Genomic DNA, 17,924 nt, shown 5'->3' on the forward strand with positions numbered 1-17,924 from the left:
TCTATAAACTATAAAATTGAAAAATATCGCCATATCCATTCTTACATTCTCTTAAAAACTCTTTTGGAATGCCATTTTTAAAGTTAATTTTTGAAGAAACTTTTGGGTTACAATCGTTATTTTTATTTTCAAATATTAATACCCCATTTTTAAATTTTTTTGGAAGATCGGCCATTATTGTTACATTATATTCTCCAATATATTGATTAAGGTCATTGAAAATTAAAATTCTGTTAGTTGCTCTTTTAGACAATCCCCAAAGCCAAGTAGAATTCATAATTTTATAAATTCCTTTTTTGGTGACAGCTTTACCTAGATAGGTTAAATGAGTTTCCATACCTCCTTTATCATTCCATTTTCCATACACGAAAGTTTTTCCAACTTTATTTCTATGTAAAGTGATCAAACGCATTTCGTCATCATTAACTTGTGAATATGATACATTTGAGAATGCTATTGCTATAAAAATCAAGAAAGTTTTTAACATTGTGCTATTATTGAGAGTGAAATTAGTATGAATTATTAATATTCAATATTGATAATTATTCAGATAATTGAGATTTAAAAATAAATAATATCCCAAATTAAAACATTATTTTTGCCTTGGTTTAATTTTAACAAACCTTAAAAATAAATTAAAATAAATATGGCTTCAGGCTTTTTTGCGCTTCTTGATGATGTTGCAGCTTTAATGGACGATGTGGCGGTAACCACTAAAATAGCAACAAAAAAAACAGCCGGAATTTTAGGCGATGATCTTGCCGTAAATGCCGAGAAAGCTACAGGATTTATGTCCTCAAGAGAAATTCCTGTTCTTTGGGCAATTACCAAAGGTTCTTTTTTAAATAAAATAATTATTCTTCCGATTGTATTTTTGCTGAATTGGCTTTATCAGCCTGCAATCAACTATATTTTAATTGTCGGAGCAATGTATCTGGCTTTTGAGGGTGTTGAGAAAATTATTGAGTTTCTTTTTCACAGGAAAAAGGAAGGGCATGAAGTCATAGAAGAGAGAGAAGCTGATACGCAATCTGCCGAAGAAATTGAAAAAGCAAAGGTGAAATCTGCGGTTACCACGGATTTTATTCTTTCACTGGAAATTGTAATCATCGCTTTGGGAACTGTGTTGGAAGAAAGCCATCCTTTCATCACTCAAATCCTGGTAACAAGCCTTGTGGCAATAGTTGCAACCGTTGGTGTCTACGGAATTGTAGCGTTAATTGTAAGAATGGATGACGCAGGCTTTAAATTAATCAAAAAAAGTAACGGAAAAGGTTTTGCGTCAAAATTAGGACAGTTTTTGGTAGATGCGTTGCCATGGGTAATCAAATCGTTAGGAGTAATCGGAACAATAGCTTTAATCATGGTTGCAGGAGAAATTTTTGCACACAGAATTGAGTATCTTCATCACATTTTACCTGACTGGAATGCGACTTTGAAACAGGTTGTTTTCGGCTTGGCTGGTGGATTGATTGGTGTAGCTTTATTCACTGTAGGGAAAAAAGTCTACAGTCTGGTTGCAAACAAATAAGACAAATAATTAAAAATAATATAAAGTTTACGGAAAAGTCTTTGGGCAGATTCGTAAACTTTTTTGTTAGTTCTATTATGAATAAAGACCGGAAAGAATACAGTTTTAAATACTCAAAAAACATTTTCACACTTGACTCTTTGAGTGTATTGATACCACTTTTACTTGCATCATATTTATATTTTGCGATGGAAAATAAAATCATTGCAATTATTTTATTGATTGTTGGAGTTGCTAATTCTGTTTATTTTATCTCAAGGTTTGCAAATAATAAGATTCAGCTGAGAATCAACAGCGCAGGAATACTGATTGAAGGAAAACTGGTAAAATGGCAGCAAATTGAAGAGATTGAAATTGAAAATGTCAGTACGGGAAGTTCCCCAAGTGAATTTTTAACAGTCTTAACCAAATCTATGAATGATTATTCTGTAGAGATCACAGAACTAAATATTGATGCGAAAAAACTCAAGACCATTATTAACCAATTTGGTTCTTTTATAAAATAATGATGAAGATAAAATTTATCATTCATTTAAATTAATAAAAATGAGAAGTTTAGCGATAGACCTGTTGAAAATTATACTTGCTCTGTTTGTGGTCGGGCTGCACATTTATTTTCTCAGAGATTCTTATCCAACGCTCAGCTATCTGCTTGTGAATGGACTCTTCCGATTGGGAGTTCCGGTTTTTCTGATTATTACAGGCTATTATTTTTCCTTTGTTAATGATTTTTCTAAACTGAAAAAATGGCTTTTCAGAATTTTCATTTTGTACGCAATCTGGACGGTCATCTACATTCCGCTTTGGAAGGAAGGTGACGCAGTCTCCAATATTGTTTTTGGTTATCACCATTTATGGTATCTCAACGGAACTTTGTTTGCCGGAATTTTTCTGTTTTTTCTCAGGCATAGAAGCCCAAAACTCCTGATCTCGTTGGTTTTTCTATTCTTCCTTTGTGGTTACACGATTCAATATTTAGGAAACTCTCATTTTTTTGAAGGCGAAACGAATCAGCTCTTCAACCGTTACCCGATGTACCGAAACTTTCTTTTCGACTGCTTCCCGTTTTTAACCATTGGTTTTCTGATTAAAAAATATGAATGGGATGTGAAAAGAAATCCGTCGCTCTGGCTGGTTTTAGTTTCAGTTTCAGCTGTCGTTGCGGAAGCGTTCGTCAATATTCAAATCTTAAAACTTCCGAAAAAAGAAAGTGTTGATCTCTTATTTTCTCTGTTGATAGCTTGTCCGTTGGTTTTTATTTACTTTAAAAACTTAAAATTTAAAACAGATTCAAAAATTCTGGCGAGCATCTCTACTGCGATCTATTTTATCCACCCTATGTTGATGTATTACGTTTACAAATCGGAAAATCTTTTGATCCTTCAGTACGACGATTTCATTTTCATAAGTTCGCTTATTTTATCGGGTTTAGTTTTGGTAATTTTAAATCAAAAACTGAAGTATCTTCTTTAGAGTAGTACTGTAAAATAGTACGTCTTTACCACAATGGACATTACGGATTTCACAAGGAACACTATCTTTAGTGCACTTTTTGTAAAAATCTTCGTGAACTTCGTGGTAAAATTGAGATGCATAAAATCAAAACTTAAATAATGCAAAACGAAAATCTGAAAAGTCAAAATCTTTAGATTTACACGTCTCAAATGAAAAACTTAGACGTCTGACTTTCTTAATTTAGACGTGTGAATTTTCTAAATCAGACGTCTCATTTTTGAGGCTCTCGTGAAAGCCCATCAGCAGTGCATTTGCAAGAAGTGAAATTTAGATTAAAATATTTCCAAAAAACCATTAATCCTGCCCGTTCATCGGAATGATTTTTCCGTTTTCATCGTATTTCAGTTCCCTCACTTTCAAGCTTCGTAAATAACTTTTTCCACCAGACAATTTACTGTCGTGATAGAAAAGATACCATTTTTTATCAATTTCAACAATACTGTGGTGCGTTGTCCAGCCCACAACCGGACTTAAAATTTCTCCCTGAAAAGTAAACGGTCCGTAAGGATTGTCGCCAGTTGCATACACCAGTTTATGCGTTTCTCCTGTGGAATAGGAGAGGTAATATTTGTTTTGATATTTATGAACCCAGACACCTTCAAAAAACCTTCGGTGCTGATCTCCGGCCTTCAGAAGTTTGCCGTTTTCATCCAGAATCATAATGTCTTTCGGTGCTTCAGCCAATCCTTTCATATTGTTTTTCAGCAAAGCCATTTTGGGAAGAAGCGCGTTTTCGTCTTTGCCAAGGTTCGGATACTTTTCAGAATGAACGTTGTCTCTGTACTGCTGAAGCTGTCCGCCTTTCAAACCTCCAAAATAGATATAATATTTTCCGTTGTCTTCCAAAACCTTCGGATCAATGCTGTAAGTTCCTTTTATAGGTTCTTTTTCTGCTTTAAAAGGTCCTGCAGGATTCTTTGAGGTAGCCAAACCGATTCTGAAAATTCCGTTTTTGTCTTTTGCAGGGAAATAGAAATAATAGTTTTTGCCTTTTTTGGCAATGTCCGGAGCCCAAAGCTGTTTTTCCGCCCACGGAACGTCTTCCAGTTTTAAAATTAAACCTTCATCTTTTGCTTTTTGAGAAGGGGATTCAAGACTTAAAACATGGTAATCTTTCATATTGAAATGACCACCATTTGCCGCGTCGGTCACTTCAGTCTGAATATCATGAGAAGGGTAGATATAAATTTTTTTATTGAAAACGTGCACAGAAGGATCGGCAAAATATAATTCTTCAAAAAGATACTGTGGTTTTTCCTGTGCAAACAGAAACTGACCGAATAATACCAAAGCCAAAGCTTTTCTCATCATAATTTCATTATTTCTGAAACGAATGTAAACAAAAAAATCAATGAATTTAAACTTTTCACAAATGAAATTGCCGTTAGAACTTCGATGAATATTGATTTTTAATGATAAGTCTAATTAAGTTTTATAAATTGATTTGGTTTTAAATTAAACTGAAAATAAAAGTTTAATGAGAAGTAGCGACAAAAAAAAGAGGCCTCAAAAAAGCCTCTTAAATATTTTAGTTGAATAAATCTTTCACTTTATCAAAGAAAGATTTTTCTTTTCCTGATGGTTCGGCTTCCATTTCGCCAGTGCTCATCATCTTTTCGAAGAAATCTCTCTGTTCTTTATTCAGTTTTTGTGGAGTCCATACGTTGATGTGTATAAACATATCGCCTTTTCCGTAGCTGTCGATGCTTGGTAAACCTTTTCCGGCTAATCTCAGGATTTTTCCGGACTGCGTTCCTGCATCGATTGTAATTTTTACTTTTCCGCCAACGGTCGGTACTTCTTTTTTCGTTCCCAAAGCCGCTTCAGCGTAAGAAACGTAAAGCTCCTGATGAAGATTATCACCTTCTCTTTTGATCGTCTGATCTACTTCTTCTTCCACAATCACCAAAAGATCTCCTGGAATTCCGCCAAACGGTGCATCATTACCTTTTCCTCTTACATTCAGCTGGATACCGTCTCTTGCTCCTGCCGGAATATTGATTGAGATTTCTTCCTCGTCTTTAATCAAACCCTGTGCATTGGCTCCTGCAGGAATTTTATCGGCAACTTTCCCGATTCCCTGACAGGTTCCACACGTAGTTTGCGTCTGCATCTGCCCGAACATTGTGTTCATCACTTTCATCTGAACTCCTTGTCCACCGCACGTAGGGCAGGTTTTTGAAGTAGCACCTTCCGCCATCTTCATTTTCTTAACTTTGATGGTTTTCTGGGTTCCGTTCACCATTTCTTCAAGATTCAGTTTGATTCTGATTCTTAAATTGGAACCTTTCACCTGCTGACGGCCACCGCCGCCACCGCCAAATCCTCCGAAACCGCCGCCACCAAAGATATCTCCAAACTGACTGAAGATATCTTCCATGTTCATTCCGCCACCAAAGCCGCCGCCGCCAAAACCGCCAGCACCGCCCATTCCGGCGTGTCCGTACTGGTCGTAACGTGCTTTTTTGTTGTCGTCGCTCAGAACTTCGTAAGCTTCTGCCGCTTCTTTAAATTTTTCCTCAGCCTCTTTGTCACCCGGATTTTTATCTGGGTGAAATTTGATAGCCATTTTACGGTATGCTTTCTTTATCTCGTCGGCCGATGCAGATTTGCTGATCTCAAGAACCTCGTAATAATCTCTTTTTGACATCTCTTTTTATAATTGATTATTGATAAATGATAAAAGATATTTATTAAAGATGAGTATGTTATCAATTATCACTCATCATTTATCATTCATTAAATTAGTTACCTGTTACTACTTTTGCGAATCTGATTACTTTTTCTCCCAAAGTATAACCTGTTTCGATTACGTCAACAATTTTACCTTTCAAATCATCAGACGGTGCCGGAATTTGAGTAATTGCCTCGTGATAATCTACGTTGAAAGCATCTCCGGCTCTTACTTCCATCGTTTTTAGGCCTTTTTCAGTAAGTTTATTTTTAAATTTATTATAAATCAACTCAACACCTTGTAAATCAGCTTCGTTTCCATTCTTTGCAATTTCTTTGATCGCTCTTTCAAAATCATCCAAAACACCAAGCATAGACACCATCATTTCCTGATTGGCGTACTGGAAATAATCCATTTTTTCCTTGGATGTTCTCTTTTTATAATTTTCAAACTCAGCATAGAGACGAATATAACGATCTTTTTCCTGTGCCAAAACTTCCTCTGCCGTTGGTTCTGCTGTCACATTTTCCTCAGTAACTGTTTCGTTCTGAACCTTCGCTTCTTCCTGTTGATTGATGTTTTCTTCGTTGATATCCTGATTTTCCATATTTCAATAACTTTTAAGGGTGTTTTCACAAAGATTCTGCCAAAGAAAAAAAACGGACAATTAGGCAGAGTGTGGAAAGAGCCAAGGCAAAAGTAAAAAGAGTCAAGGCAAAAGTAAAAAGAGCCAAAGTGGAAGAGTTAGAGTGGAAGAGCAGGTCAAAAGTAAAAAGAGACAAGTTTTAAAAAATACTGTTTAAATCATGATTGTTTTTCTTCGTATCGACCTTAGCTTTAGTCTCAAGCTCGTCTCCGAATCCCGTACCTCGTATCCCGAATCCGAACCCCTAATCCCGCACCTCGAATCTCAAATCTCAAACATCAAATCATTAGGAGCTATTTCCGGCTATCCGCTGTATCTTTTTTGTAGCGGTCTCCTCTTCGTTCCGTCCGCTACAAAAAAGGATGCCGCTTCTATCCGGGCTAGTTTTCGAAGAACTACGTAAAAAGTAAAAAGAACCAGGCGAAAAGAATTAAACAAAAAGTAAGATGATAATTTTATGAAAGTTTATATAAATCAATCATCAATCATCAATCATCATTTTTTATTAATTATCGATTGCTTATTACCCATTACCCATTACCTATTATCCCGTAAACGTCTGATACAACAGGTAAGAATTCAAAATAATGATGATCACCGCAATAATCCAGACACATGATTTAAGAAAGGGTTTGTTGGCAAATTCTCCCATTTTAGCCTTGTCATTGGTAAACATGACCAAAGGAACTACTGCAAAACTCAACTGCATCGACAGAATGACCTGACTTAGAACCAAAAGATCCGTCGTGCCCTGTTCGCCATAAATGATTGTGACAATCAACGCGGGAATTACGGCGATAAGTCTTGTTATCAATCTTCTCAGCCATGGTTTTAATCGAATATTCAGAAAGCCTTCCATTACAATCTGTCCGGCTAGTGTTCCTGTTAAAGTAGAATTTTGTCCCGATGCCAAAAGTGCTACTGCAAAAGCAATACTCGCCATAGAAGCTCCCAAAATTGGAGTCAGCATCTTGTATGCATCGTGAATATCGGCTACATCTTTATTTCCGCTTGTATGAAAAGTGGCAGCAGCCAAAATAAGAATCGCGGCATTGATGAAAAAGGCTAAAATCAATGATACTGAGGAATCTAACGTAGCAAATTTTATAGCTTCCTTTTTTCCTTCTTTGGTTCGGTCATAATCACGGGTCTGCACAATACTGCTGTGAAGATAAAGGTTGTGAGGCATCACCGTTGCACCGAGAATTCCGATGGCGATATACAACATCGCCGGATTGGAAATAATTTCCTTTTTTGGAATCAATCCTCCAAAAATTTCATTTAAAGCAGGTTTTGAAATCACCAGCTCGTATACAAAACACCCTAAAATAATAAAGATTAACCCGCCAACAATACTTTCAATCCATCGGAAACCCTTTGCCTGAAGTAAAAGTATGATCAATACATCAATCGTCGTAATCACAATTCCCCATGTGAGCGGAATACCGAAAAGTAAATTTATAGCAATCGCTGAACCTATGACTTCTGCGAGATCACAGGCGGCAATTGCAATTTCACATAAAATCCAAAGTATAAAGTTGGTTGTAGGACTGTAATGATCCCGGCAGGCCTGTGCAAGATCTCGTTCTGCGACAACGCCTAATTTTACAGATAAATGCTGCAAAACCATCGCAAATATGTTGGATATTAAAATTACTGAGAGTAGAGTATAGCCAAACTGTGCTCCCCCGGCAATATCGGTAGCCCAGTTTCCGGGATCCATGTAGCCAACAGCAACCATCAGACCGGGGCCGGCGAATGCAAGATATTTCCGCCAGAAACTCCCATTCCTGGGTATCTTAACGGAGGAATAGACTTCTGGCAGGGAATGCATGGTTTTTTCCTTTCGCCAGGCACCTTTCAATTTTAAATTCATATTTGTTAGAAATGACTAACAAATATACTTAAATCTGTATAAACTGGAGACATTTTAAATACAAAAAAATCCCGAAGATATGCTTCGGGATTAATTTTTATTGATTCTAAAGAATTTATTTAGCGAATCTTACAGACATTTTTCTGTCCACCGCTCTTTCGGCGTCTGAAGCTGCTGCGTCTACTTCTGCATACTTACTTCCATAACCTTCTGCACCTAAAACCTGCGAGCCAATGCCGTTTTTGCCAAGCCAGTCTTTTATGAAATTAGCTCTTGCCGTAGAAATTCTTACATTGGTAGCTTCGTCACCGGTTTTGTCGGTATAACCTCCGATTTTAATTTTAGCATCAGGATAAGCTTTTAAAATAACTACCAAATTTTGAAGCTGGCCTTCTGAACCAGCCTCTAAATCTGAAGAACTGCCCATTTTAAAGTTCACATGGTCAAAGTCATACCACTGATCTTTCAATGCAGCATCATCAGACGCATTTTTATAGCCGTCGGTTTTCAGGAAAGCAATCATCATGTCTTCCATTCCTCCTTTGTAACCTATTAACGATTTCCCGTTGAGGTCGATGCTTTCGTCCGTACGCGCTTCAGCCGGGGAGTTTGCAGTATCTGAAGTATAGGCATTAATTGTGTCAGATCTGTTGATTTTAGTAGAATCCTCTCCTGTCATTGTAACTGTTGTTTCTTTTTTCTCACACTGCTTCCAGACAAAATATCCGGCTGCTAATAAGAGTAAAAGGGGCAGAAGCCATTTCCAGATTGAGCCGCCTTCACTGTTATTTCTGTCCGGGAAAGTTCCTTCATCTGCTACACTTCTGGTCACTTCTATGTGAGGTTTTTCATCTGTTGCTTTTGTTGCAGGATTTTCGTTTCCTTCAAAACCATATCCTTTTGCCCAGTTTCCAAGATTTAAAGATGCCAAAGAAAGTCCGGCAGGAAGTAAACCTGAAATAAGACCTTTTTGATCATTCAATAAATTTGAAATTCCGGATCTGTCCAGATTTTGATCCTGAGCATATTTCGCGACTGAACCTGCCGTAGCTCCTGTGACAAGGTTTAAGAGAGAGCCAGCTGAATTTGAACTTATTCCGGCATACGTAGCTACAGAATTGATGAGTGTGGAAAGTTTATCACCAAAAATACTCTGCAGAAGCGTGGTAATCCAACTGTTTCCCTGAACATTTGCATTGAGATTAGAAACAGAATCTCCCGAACCAACTCCTGTAATGGCATCCAACACGCTTGGGTTATCAGAATTATTCGCAAGTCCCCCCATAACGGCGGGCAGAAGTCCGCTGATGGCTTTTGAAATTCCTGATTCGCTTTCTCCCAATTGCTGGGCAGTTTGTGATGTAAAAGCCGGTCCAAGCTGGCCTTTAATGAGATCAATAAGGTTTAATGACATAATATTTTAGTTTATGATTAATGTATTTTAAAATTAATAAAAAACTTTTCAACTATTTGTTTATTAATGAAAAATTTTTCATTTTAAATAAAAAATTAATAAAGATCAAGGGGTAATTTAAATTAGTTTCTATTTTGAATTCACAGTGTAATTCTTTAGAATAACGATGATTAAATGATAGATTGCAACTTTGCATTGAAAAGTTTAAGTAAAATTCAACTATTCAGATGAAATCTAATTAAATCAAAACTATTTTTTACCCGAAAATAATGCCCAGGCAATTAAAACCGGCTGCATAAAAAGTCTGGCCAAACGTCTGGAATCTGTATCTAAAACAAAAGCATCTTTTCTGTTAAGATATTGTGAAATGTTTCCCGGAAAAACTGCTGCGAAAAACGTTCCTGCAATTATTCCTGCGGGCTTTTGATATTTTTTCGGAGCTAAAATTAAACCTGTGCCCAACGCGATTTCTGCAATCCCCGAATACACAACGGTGTCGTCTTTTTTAAGTGGAACCCAATCCGGAACCTGTGCCTGAAATTCTTTTCTTGCGAATGTGAGGTGGCTAATTCCTGCGGCAATCAACATTCCGCCAAGAGCGATCTGTGCTATTTTTTGATTTTCCATAATATATTTTGTTGTGGTGCAAGAGAAAAATCAACTTCGATACCAAATCATTAAACTGCGTAAACAAAAAAAGACCGCAAATGCGATCTTTCATATGTTTTAAAGTAAAATTTAGTAAGCTTTAGCAAACATTACTCTCCTTACCGAAGGTTTTCCTGAAACTAATGAAACACCTTCCTCCACATCATCATCCATAGGAATACAACGGATGGTAGCCTTTGTTTCTTCCTTAATCTGCTCTTCTTCCTCAGCAGTTCCGTCCCAGTGCGCATAGATAAAACCTCCTTTTTCTTCTAAAACTTTTTTAAACTCCTGATATGAATCTACTTTTGTGATATTTTCTTTTCTAAAGTTTAAAGCCTTTTCATACATATCTTTTTGAATGGTCTTCAGAAGATTGTCGATGTGAGAATCCAAACCTTCGATAGAAACTGTTTCTTTCGTAAGATTATCTCTTCTCGCAATCTCAACAGAATTATTTTCAAGATCGCGTGGGCCCATTGCAATTCTGATTGGAACACCTTTCAGTTCGTATTCTGCAAATTTCCAGCCCGGTTTGTTTTGAGTATCATTATCAAACTTTACAGAAATTCCTTTTAATCTAAGTTTTGCCTGAATATCAAGGGCTACCTCGCTAATCTGAGCTAACTGTTCTTCACCTTTAAAAATAGGAACAATCACAACCTGAATCGGAGCGAGCGTTGGAGGTAAAACCAATCCGAAATCATCTGAATGCGTCATAATTAAGGCACCCATCAGTCTTGTGGAAGTTCCCCACGAAGTTGCCCAGGCATGTTCAATTTTTCCTTCTTTGTTGGTGAATTTTACATCAAAAGCTTTGGCAAAATTCTGACCCAAGAAGTGTGAAGTCCCTGCCTGAAGAGCCTTTCCATCCTGCATCAAAGCTTCAATACAGTAGGTTTCATCTGCGCCGGCAAACCTCTCCGAAGGTGTTTTTAAACCCTGTACTACAGGCATTGCCATAAAGTTTTCGGCAAAATCAGCATAAACTTTATTCATTTTTTCAGCTTCCTCTACCGCCTCATCTTTTGTTGCGTGAGCAGTGTGACCTTCCTGCCAAAGGAATTCTGAAGTTCGCAGGAATAATCTGGTTCTCATTTCCCAACGTACAACATTAGCCCATTGATTAATCAAGATAGGAAGATCCCGGTAAGACTGAACCCATCCTCTGTAGGTGTTCCAGATAATTGCTTCCGAAGTTGGACGAACAATAAGCTCTTCCTCTAATTTAGCGTCGGGATCTACCATGAGTTTACCGGGATTATCAGGATCATTTTTTAGGCGGTAGTGGGTTACTACCGCACATTCTTTAGCAAAACCTTCAGCATTTTTTTCTTCAGCTTCGAAAAGGCTTTTGGGTACAAAAAGGGGGAAGTATGCATTTACGTGACCTGTTTCTTTAAACTTTCTGTCCATTTCATCACGCATTTTTTCCCAGATTGCGTAGCCGTATGGTTTGATGACCATAGATCCTCTCACACCAGAGTTTTCTGCTAAATCTGCTTTTACTACCAGCTCGTTATACCATTTGCTATAATCTTCGCTTCTTGAAGTTAGTTTTGCCATTAATATTTTTTTAATATTTTAACTTTTTGAATATTATGTAATCTAAAAATAAAAATCTATTTTTGATTGATTTTTGTAACCAACAGGGTTGGTATATTTTTGGTACAAAATGCAAATATAATTTAAATAAAAAATTTTTACGTCATCATGAAAAGAAATATACATAAAAATTTGTTTGGGATTCTAAGGTCAAAAGGCATCTTGGCTATTTCCAGCGGATTACTTTTGGTTTCCTGCGGTGCTCAGATGGGTGGCTACAACGAGACAGACGGGGTTTACTATGACCCCAGCAAAGATACTTTACCTGAGGGCGTTATCGTAAATGATAACGGAAACAGAGTCGGAGAATATTACGACTACTATCAGGCGGATAATACTACAATCCAAAATGCTCAGGCAAACAACTACGAGCAGAACAATCTTTACAATACCTGGAATACCAATCAGATCGGAACCGATTCAGACTGGGGAATGTATGCCGGCAGTGAAACCAACTACTACGATAACTCGTGGGGCTGGGGAGGCTGGGGCGCTCCCTGGGGAATTTACGGTGGCTACGGCGGTTGGGGCTGGGGCGGCGGCTGGGGCATGGGTATGTCTTTCGGCTGGGGCTGGGGCAACAACTGGGGTTGGGGATACAGCCCATGGGGTTGGAACAACGGCTGGGGCTGGGGTTCTGGCTGGGGAATGGGAATGTATAATCCATACTGGGGCTGGGGTGGCTATCCTTACGGAGGCTGGGGCGCCGGTTACTGGGGTGGAAATTACTACCAACCTTATAACAGAAGAAGTGCAGCCAGCGGATACGGATTTACCAACAGAAATTCAGGTATAGTTGCGAGAAATACTGCGCCGGGATATGGTTTCAGAAATTCAAGCGCGAGCGGATTCAGAAATTCCAATAATTCAGGTTTTAGAAATTCCAATAATTCAGGATTTAGAAATCAGGGCAATTCAGGTTTCAGAAATCAGGGACAGGGTGGATTCAGAAATAATACAGGAGTAAGACCGCAATCTGGTTACAACAGACCTCAGGGACAAGGTGGTTTTAGAAACAATAGTGGAACAAGACCTAATTACAACCAATCTCAACCGCGATATAACAACCAAAACAATAACGGAGGATTCAGAAATGAGTCTGCGCCAAGATCTAACGGCGGATGGACTTCACCAAGCAATGGCGGAGGCTTCAGAGGCGGCGGTTCTACCGGTGGAGGTGGAGGCTTCCGAGGAGGCGGCGGCGGAGGCGGCGGTTTCCGTGGTGGCAGATAAAATAAATCTCAACATATTCTAAAATAATAATGTTAAAAAAATCTTTAGTAATAATGAGCATTTCTGCTGCTTTCTTTGCGCAGGCGCAGGATGTTTCATTGATCAGAAACACGCTGGATGTGTATTCGAATTCTCAAATTGGAGGTTCGGCAAAGTTTAATGCAATGGGAGGATCAAATGGTGCTTTGGGAGGTGATGCAAACGCTTTGCTGACCAACCCTGCAGGTTTGGGGGTTGCGATTTCAGGGGAAGTATCAGGAACACTTTCTATTATGTCCAACAAAAATACTTCAAATTCGGCAGGTTCATCGTTTGGCTATAAAGTGAACAATGCAGATCTGGGTAACGTTGGTGGTGTAATGACTTTCCAATTGATGACTGAAAGTGCATGGAAATTTGTAAACATCGGTGTAAATTTTTCGAACCAATCTCTTGATAACTATATCGAGACACCCGGAAACAGCAATGTAATCTACGATTTTGATGCTACGAACAGTTCATCTTTGGCAAGACATGCTTACGATAGATACGGAACTTTATCTAAAACAAGTTTTGGGGTTGGTGCAAACTACAATCACAGTCTTTACATTGGTATGGGCTTGAATTTTTCTAATGTTTCTCTTGATCAGTCTGATACAGCAGCTTTTCAGTCATTACAGAATGGAAGTCTAGATTATTTCAGCAAACAAAATACGCCATACTTTGAGAGATCATCTGGTTTCTCTGCTAGTTTAGGGGTTATCGGAAAGCTTGGACGTAATTTCAGATTGGGTGGTGCCATAGAAACACCTACGTTTTGGGATATCGACAGAAGTTATAATTTCTACAATGATCCACAGTTAGGTGACGATTACGCTGTAGAAAACAGGAGACTTACTTCGCCAATGAAAGCAACTGTGAGTGCAGCCTTCGTAGCCAACAAGAATTTCTCGATGAACCTTGATTATACAGTAGGTTTGACTAAACCGTCTTATAAAGAATATGGTGGAGCGGAAATGCAGCTTAATGATTTCTTTGATGAAAATGTAAAGACATTATCTGAAGTGAAATTGGGAGCTGAATACAGAGTTAAACAATTCAGATTAAGAGGTGGTTATGCATATACTTCAAGTCCTTTTGATGCACTTACGGTTAGCCGTTTTGCAAATAATGGTGATGTGGCAGATCAATCTTACAACAATATGATTTTGAGCGACAGAAATGCATTGTCATTTGGTTTAGGTTATGATTTCAAATCATTCTACATCGATGCAACTTATCAGAACATCAGTTCAAAATTCAATAACCCTTTTCTATACGGAGAAGCAGGAGGAGGTTTTGAGGATGGTTATTACTCACCATCACGCTTAATCAGCAGCTCATCGTTCGTAGTTTCTGACGTTAAAAATGTGATTAACAATTTTTATTTAACATTCGGCTGGAAGTTTTAAAACTAACTCAGTTTAGATATAAAAAAGCTCTGCAAACTGATTTTTGCAGAGCTTTTTGGTATATTAAATTTGATTTAAAGATTAATGATGATGCTCGTGGCTGTGAAATAAATGCATCACCAAAGCCAGTGAAACACCTATGATAACCAAACCAATTTTAGACCAGTCAATATTGTGATTTTTGTTGCTTTCAAAAATAATTACTGATGAAATGTGAAGGAAAATTCCACCAACTATTGCTAAAAAGTAAGGCTGCCAATTGGGATTAAAATAATTTCCTAAAAACATTCCAAAAGGTGATGCCAAAGCAAATAATGCGACGATCAGCATGGATGGATAAGACATTTTTGAACCTTTTCTGTTAAAAAGAAATGCTCCCAGAATAAAAGAAATCGGGAGGTTGTGAAAAACAATTCCCATTAGATAAGGAGAAAACGGATTGGTTTCATTAGCTAAAGGAATACCTTCGATAAAAGCGTGAATGAAAAGGCCTACCATTAAAGCCATCGGAAGAACTGTGCTGTCATTGTGATGATGGAAGTGACCATGCTCAAAACCTTTGGTTAAAGCCTCCAAAATCATTTGCAATAGAACTCCGCCGATGACAAAAATGCCAAGATTAATTCCGGATTCATTGTGATGATGATACACTTCGGGGAAAACTTCGTTGAGGCAGATTGTAATTAAAAATCCTGCGCTCAAAATCAAAAGGTTTTTGGAAAACTTTTCTGTCTGTCCAAAATATTTACCCAGAAAAACTCCGGCGAGAACACTTAATATGAGTAGAAATACGATCATTTTAAATTTGATTCTTAAATAATTTTTTACAAAGTTGTCGCTCCTCCGGAGCTTCTTTTTTTTTTACAGCCGGCTATCTGCTACAAAGGTTTGACCTCGATGAGGTCTTTAAAATTCAAATTTTAATTTTTACTTCTTACGAAATAAATTTATACATCTCGGTGAAACTTCATCATCAAAATCATTCAACTGATAATCGCCCCAGATTTTCACCCGCTCAAAACCATTGTCTTCAGCGTATTTCTGTATAGATTCCGGCGTGTGGAGTTTTACTTTTTCGAAAAAATTAAAATCCTGTCCGTCAGCTGAGAATTTAATTTCTTTTACAATATGTTGATCTTCAATTTTCTTGGAAATTTTAAAATCAATTCCGCCGCGTTGCATTTCAGCTTCGGAAACCATTTTATTTCGGACGTAATTTTCATTTAAATAATCTAAAACGAAATATCCATCAGTTTTCAAAACATCAGAAACGGATTTAAAAACTTTTCTGTCATCATCTTCAGAATCAAAATATCCGAAACTCGTAAACAGATTAAAAACAGCATCTACAGACGGATGATTTACCTTGTCACGCATATCATGAACAGCAAACTGAAGGTTTTCATTTTCAAACTGTCTGTTGTGCTCAATACTTTTTTTTGAAAGATCCAATCCTAAAACTTTGTAACCCAATTTATTTAAAAAAACGGAATGCCTTCCCTTGCCACAGGCAAGATCAATAATCTCTGAATTTTTTGGGAGTTGAAGCTCTGCAGTGAGCTGAGTGATAAAATTTTCTGCTTCGGTATAATCTCTGTTGCTGTAGAGAATATGATAATAAGGTGTGTCAAACCAAGATTCAAACCATTCCATCGTGCAAAAATACGGATTTTGTAGGATGCTGGATGCCGGATGTAGGATGATTTTTAACTATATCTTTTAACATCGTTCATCAATCACCCAACACCAAGCCAAAAATTCCCTATTTTTGCAAAATGAATACAGAAAATTTAAAAATACAGATAAAAACTTTTTTCGGACTCGAGCAGGTTCTTTTTGAGGAGATTAAAAAACTCGGTGGCTCAAATGTAGAGCTTAAAAACCGTGCCGTTAACTGCGAAGGAGATCTTGGATTTTTGTATAAGATAAATTATTCTGCACGTACAGCACTCAAAATTCTGGTGCCGATTTATGAGTTTAAAGCATTCAATCAGCATCAGTTCTATAATAAACTTTCGCAGTTTCCGTGGGAAGATTTTCTGGATGTAGACCAGACTTTCGCCATCGATTCTACTGTTAATTCTGAAACATTCAAGCATTCTCAGTTTGTAACTCTTAAAATGAAAGATGCGATTGTAGATTATTTTCAGGAGAAATTCAAGAAAAGACCCAATATCGAAACCAGAAGTCCGGAAATTAAATTTCATTTGCATATCGACAGAGAGTTGGTGACAATTTCTATGGATTCTTCCGGTGATGCTTTATTTAAAAGAGGTTACAGAAGAGAACAGGGCGAAGCGTCCATCAATGAAGTTTTGGCAAGCGGAATGCTGCAGTTGGCTGGCTGGGACGGAAAAGGGAATTTCCTTGATCCGATGTGCGGTTCAGGAACGATTCTGATTGAAGCAGCAATGATTGCACTTGATCTTCCGGCTCAGATTTTCAGAAAAAGATTTGCCTTCCAGAACTGGAATAATTATGATGCCGATTTGTTCGCAAAAATAAAAGAAGTCAGAATTAACCGTGTAAGAGAATTTACCGGAAAAATTGTTGGCTACGATGTTGACGGGAAAATGTTGAATGCCGCCAGAACTAACATAGAATCTGCCGAAATGGAAGACATTATCGACGTGAGAAGACAGGATTTCTTTGAGTCTAAAAAAGATTTATTTCCTCTATTAATGGTTTTCAATCCACCATATGACGAGAGAATTTCGATTAATGATGACGATTTCTATAAAAAAATTGGAGATACATTTAAAAGCAGTTACCCAAATACTCTGGCGTGGCTGATCTCTTCAGATCTGGATGCTCCGAAAAAAATAGGATTACGACCTTCAAGAAAAATCAAGCTGTTCAACGGGAAACTGGAGACGAGATTTTTGCAGTATGAAATGTATGAAGGGACGAAAAAGGTGCACAAATTAGAGGAAAACAAAAAATAAAATATGCCTTTTGATTTTCTTGACGGTTTAGGTTTTCTTGCAGATTTACTGAATATAGATTTGTCTTTTAAATCATCCCCAAATAGAGAAAAGGAGAGCAAGTATTCCAAAAAATCAAAATATACTACAGAATTGTGGAGTGGAGGCTTTCTTGTGATTGCCTCCATTTTGTATTTTATGTTTTTTTCAAATCCATTACCCGAAGAAGACTTTACTCAAACTTTACTGATGTGTGTTCTGATTGGTTTCGTTATTTCGTTTATTGTTTTTTACATACTTTTTCATCTCAGGCTTTTTTATTTTAAAAGCATTTTCAAACTATTGCTGTTCAGCATATCTCTGATTCTATTTGTCATCTCAATCGTTTTAATTGTTTATTTTAAATTCATAGTTTAAAGCTAAATTAA

At 37.4% G+C, this 17,924-nt stretch carries 17 protein-coding genes; 7 read left to right on the plus strand and 10 right to left on the minus strand.

Translation table 11 applies throughout. The features are described 5' to 3' along the window. Window position 1: 1 nt before the first annotated feature. Window positions 2–487, minus strand: coding sequence for a hypothetical protein (locus NG809_RS15065; RefSeq protein WP_262152009.1), 486 nt, complete (start codon window positions 485–487; stop codon window positions 2–4). A gap of 159 nt (window positions 488–646) precedes the next feature. Here NG809_RS15065 and NG809_RS15070 point away from each other — a divergent pair, with 159 nt between their 5' ends. The 3 genes from NG809_RS15070 (at window position 647) to NG809_RS15080 (ending at window position 3,004) form a co-directional block, all read left to right on the plus strand. After that, the gene (locus NG809_RS15070) at window positions 647–1,531 is read left to right on the plus strand and encodes a DUF808 domain-containing protein (RefSeq protein WP_262152011.1); all 885 of its coding nucleotides are present in this window, start codon (window positions 647–649) and stop codon (window positions 1,529–1,531) included. A 188-nt stretch (window positions 1,532–1,719) separates the two neighbouring features. Then, the gene (locus NG809_RS15075; RefSeq protein ID WP_262152013.1) at window positions 1,720–2,037 is read left to right on the plus strand and encodes a hypothetical protein; all 318 of its coding nucleotides are present in this window, start codon (window positions 1,720–1,722) and stop codon (window positions 2,035–2,037) included. 40 nt (window positions 2,038–2,077) lie between these two features. Beyond that, on the plus strand, window positions 2,078–3,004 hold the full coding sequence (locus tag NG809_RS15080; protein ID WP_262152016.1) for an acyltransferase family protein: 927 nt from the start codon (window positions 2,078–2,080) through the stop codon (window positions 3,002–3,004). A 336-nt stretch (window positions 3,005–3,340) separates the two neighbouring features. Here the strand turns inward: NG809_RS15080 and NG809_RS15085 are convergent, their stop codons facing one another. The 7 genes from NG809_RS15085 to proS all read right to left on the minus strand — a co-directional run bounded on the left by NG809_RS15085 (window position 3,341) and on the right by proS (window position 11,870). Beyond that, window positions 3,341–4,357: a glycoside hydrolase family 43 protein gene (locus NG809_RS15085; protein WP_262152018.1), complete on the minus strand. Its 1,017-nt coding sequence runs from the start codon at window positions 4,355–4,357 to the stop codon at window positions 3,341–3,343. Window positions 4,358–4,574: 217 nt separating this feature from the next. Further along, window positions 4,575–5,696 (minus strand): molecular chaperone DnaJ, encoded by a 1,122-nt coding sequence (gene dnaJ / locus NG809_RS15090; protein WP_262152020.1) that lies wholly within the window; start codon window positions 5,694–5,696, stop codon window positions 4,575–4,577. 94 nt (window positions 5,697–5,790) lie between these two features. Then, window positions 5,791–6,327, minus strand: coding sequence for a nucleotide exchange factor GrpE (locus tag NG809_RS15095; protein ID WP_262152022.1), 537 nt, complete (start codon window positions 6,325–6,327; stop codon window positions 5,791–5,793). A gap of 583 nt (window positions 6,328–6,910) precedes the next feature. Beyond that, a complete protein-coding gene (locus tag NG809_RS15100; RefSeq protein WP_262152024.1) occupies window positions 6,911–8,242 on the minus strand; it encodes an Nramp family divalent metal transporter in 1,332 nt (443 codons plus the stop codon). Between the two features lie 115 nt (window positions 8,243–8,357). Next, window positions 8,358–9,656, minus strand: a complete 1,299-nt coding sequence (locus NG809_RS15105; protein ID WP_262152026.1) for an OmpA family protein — start codon at window positions 9,654–9,656, stop codon at window positions 8,358–8,360. A 249-nt stretch (window positions 9,657–9,905) separates the two neighbouring features. Further along, a complete protein-coding gene (locus tag NG809_RS15110) occupies window positions 9,906–10,283 on the minus strand; it encodes a DoxX family protein (protein WP_262152028.1) in 378 nt (125 codons plus the stop codon). 111 nt (window positions 10,284–10,394) lie between these two features. After that, window positions 10,395–11,870, minus strand: coding sequence for a proline--tRNA ligase (gene proS / locus NG809_RS15115; protein WP_262152029.1), 1,476 nt, complete (start codon window positions 11,868–11,870; stop codon window positions 10,395–10,397). 147 nt (window positions 11,871–12,017) lie between these two features. On the opposite strand from proS, the gene NG809_RS15120 reads away from it, so the two are divergent. Next, complete coding sequence (locus tag NG809_RS15120) at window positions 12,018–13,142, plus strand: prolyl-tRNA synthetase (RefSeq protein WP_262152031.1); 1,125 nt, start codon at window positions 12,018–12,020, stop codon at window positions 13,140–13,142. 53 nt (window positions 13,143–13,195) lie between these two features. Beyond that, on the plus strand, window positions 13,196–14,572 hold the full coding sequence (locus NG809_RS15125; protein WP_262152033.1) for an OmpP1/FadL family transporter: 1,377 nt from the start codon (window positions 13,196–13,198) through the stop codon (window positions 14,570–14,572). 81 nt (window positions 14,573–14,653) lie between these two features. On the opposite strand, the gene NG809_RS15130 is transcribed toward NG809_RS15125, so the two are convergent. After that, window positions 14,654–15,370 carry a ZIP family metal transporter gene (locus NG809_RS15130; RefSeq protein WP_262152035.1) on the minus strand — a complete coding sequence of 239 codons (717 nt, stop codon included), beginning with the start codon at window positions 15,368–15,370 and terminating at the stop codon, window positions 14,654–14,656. Window positions 15,371–15,499: 129 nt separating this feature from the next. Continuing rightward, complete coding sequence (locus tag NG809_RS15135) at window positions 15,500–16,225, minus strand: class I SAM-dependent methyltransferase (RefSeq protein WP_262152037.1); 726 nt, start codon at window positions 16,223–16,225, stop codon at window positions 15,500–15,502. A gap of 122 nt (window positions 16,226–16,347) precedes the next feature. On the opposite strand from NG809_RS15135, the gene NG809_RS15140 reads away from it, so the two are divergent. Continuing rightward, a complete protein-coding gene (locus NG809_RS15140) occupies window positions 16,348–17,517 on the plus strand; it encodes a THUMP domain-containing class I SAM-dependent RNA methyltransferase (RefSeq protein WP_262152040.1) in 1,170 nt (389 codons plus the stop codon). Between the two features lie 3 nt (window positions 17,518–17,520). Then, window positions 17,521–17,913 carry a hypothetical protein gene (locus tag NG809_RS15145; protein ID WP_262152041.1) on the plus strand — a complete coding sequence of 131 codons (393 nt, stop codon included), beginning with the start codon at window positions 17,521–17,523 and terminating at the stop codon, window positions 17,911–17,913. The last annotated feature ends 11 nt before the right edge of the window (window positions 17,914–17,924 follow it).

This window comes from Chryseobacterium foetidum (assembly GCF_025457425.1).
Lineage (GTDB): Bacteria > Bacteroidota > Bacteroidia > Flavobacteriales > Weeksellaceae > Chryseobacterium > Chryseobacterium foetidum.

What these genes read in the sequence shown, in the direction of transcription:
- NG809_RS15140 (WP_262152040.1), top strand. Translation starts at nt 16,348, where the DNA reads ATGAATACAGAAAATTTAAAAATACAGATAAAAACTTTTTTCGGACTC.
- NG809_RS15125 (WP_262152033.1), top strand. Translation starts at nt 13,196, where the DNA reads ATGAGCATTTCTGCTGCTTTCTTTGCGCAGGCGCAGGATGTTTCATTG.
- NG809_RS15110 (WP_262152028.1), bottom strand. Translation starts at nt 10,283, where the DNA reads ATGGAAAATCAAAAAATAGCACAGATCGCTCTTGGCGGAATGTTGATT.
- NG809_RS15105 (WP_262152026.1), bottom strand. Translation starts at nt 9,656, where the DNA reads ATGTCATTAAACCTTATTGATCTCATTAAAGGCCAGCTTGGACCGGCT.
- NG809_RS15130 (WP_262152035.1), bottom strand. Translation starts at nt 15,370, where the DNA reads ATGATCGTATTTCTACTCATATTAAGTGTTCTCGCCGGAGTTTTTCTG.
- NG809_RS15120 (WP_262152031.1), top strand. Translation starts at nt 12,018, where the DNA reads ATGAAAAGAAATATACATAAAAATTTGTTTGGGATTCTAAGGTCAAAA.
- NG809_RS15075 (WP_262152013.1), top strand. Translation starts at nt 1,720, where the DNA reads ATGGAAAATAAAATCATTGCAATTATTTTATTGATTGTTGGAGTTGCT.
- NG809_RS15095 (WP_262152022.1), bottom strand. Translation starts at nt 6,327, where the DNA reads ATGGAAAATCAGGATATCAACGAAGAAAACATCAATCAACAGGAAGAA.
- dnaJ (WP_262152020.1), bottom strand. Translation starts at nt 5,696, where the DNA reads ATGTCAAAAAGAGATTATTACGAGGTTCTTGAGATCAGCAAATCTGCA.
- NG809_RS15070 (WP_262152011.1), top strand. Translation starts at nt 647, where the DNA reads ATGGCTTCAGGCTTTTTTGCGCTTCTTGATGATGTTGCAGCTTTAATG.
- NG809_RS15100 (WP_262152024.1), bottom strand. Translation starts at nt 8,242, where the DNA reads ATGAATTTAAAATTGAAAGGTGCCTGGCGAAAGGAAAAAACCATGCAT.
- NG809_RS15065 (WP_262152009.1), bottom strand. Translation starts at nt 487, where the DNA reads ATGTTAAAAACTTTCTTGATTTTTATAGCAATAGCATTCTCAAATGTA.
- NG809_RS15080 (WP_262152016.1), top strand. Translation starts at nt 2,078, where the DNA reads ATGAGAAGTTTAGCGATAGACCTGTTGAAAATTATACTTGCTCTGTTT.
- proS (WP_262152029.1), bottom strand. Translation starts at nt 11,870, where the DNA reads ATGGCAAAACTAACTTCAAGAAGCGAAGATTATAGCAAATGGTATAAC.
- NG809_RS15085 (WP_262152018.1), bottom strand. Translation starts at nt 4,357, where the DNA reads ATGATGAGAAAAGCTTTGGCTTTGGTATTATTCGGTCAGTTTCTGTTT.
- NG809_RS15145 (WP_262152041.1), top strand. Translation starts at nt 17,521, where the DNA reads ATGCCTTTTGATTTTCTTGACGGTTTAGGTTTTCTTGCAGATTTACTG.
- NG809_RS15135 (WP_262152037.1), bottom strand. Translation starts at nt 16,225, where the DNA reads ATGGAATGGTTTGAATCTTGGTTTGACACACCTTATTATCATATTCTC.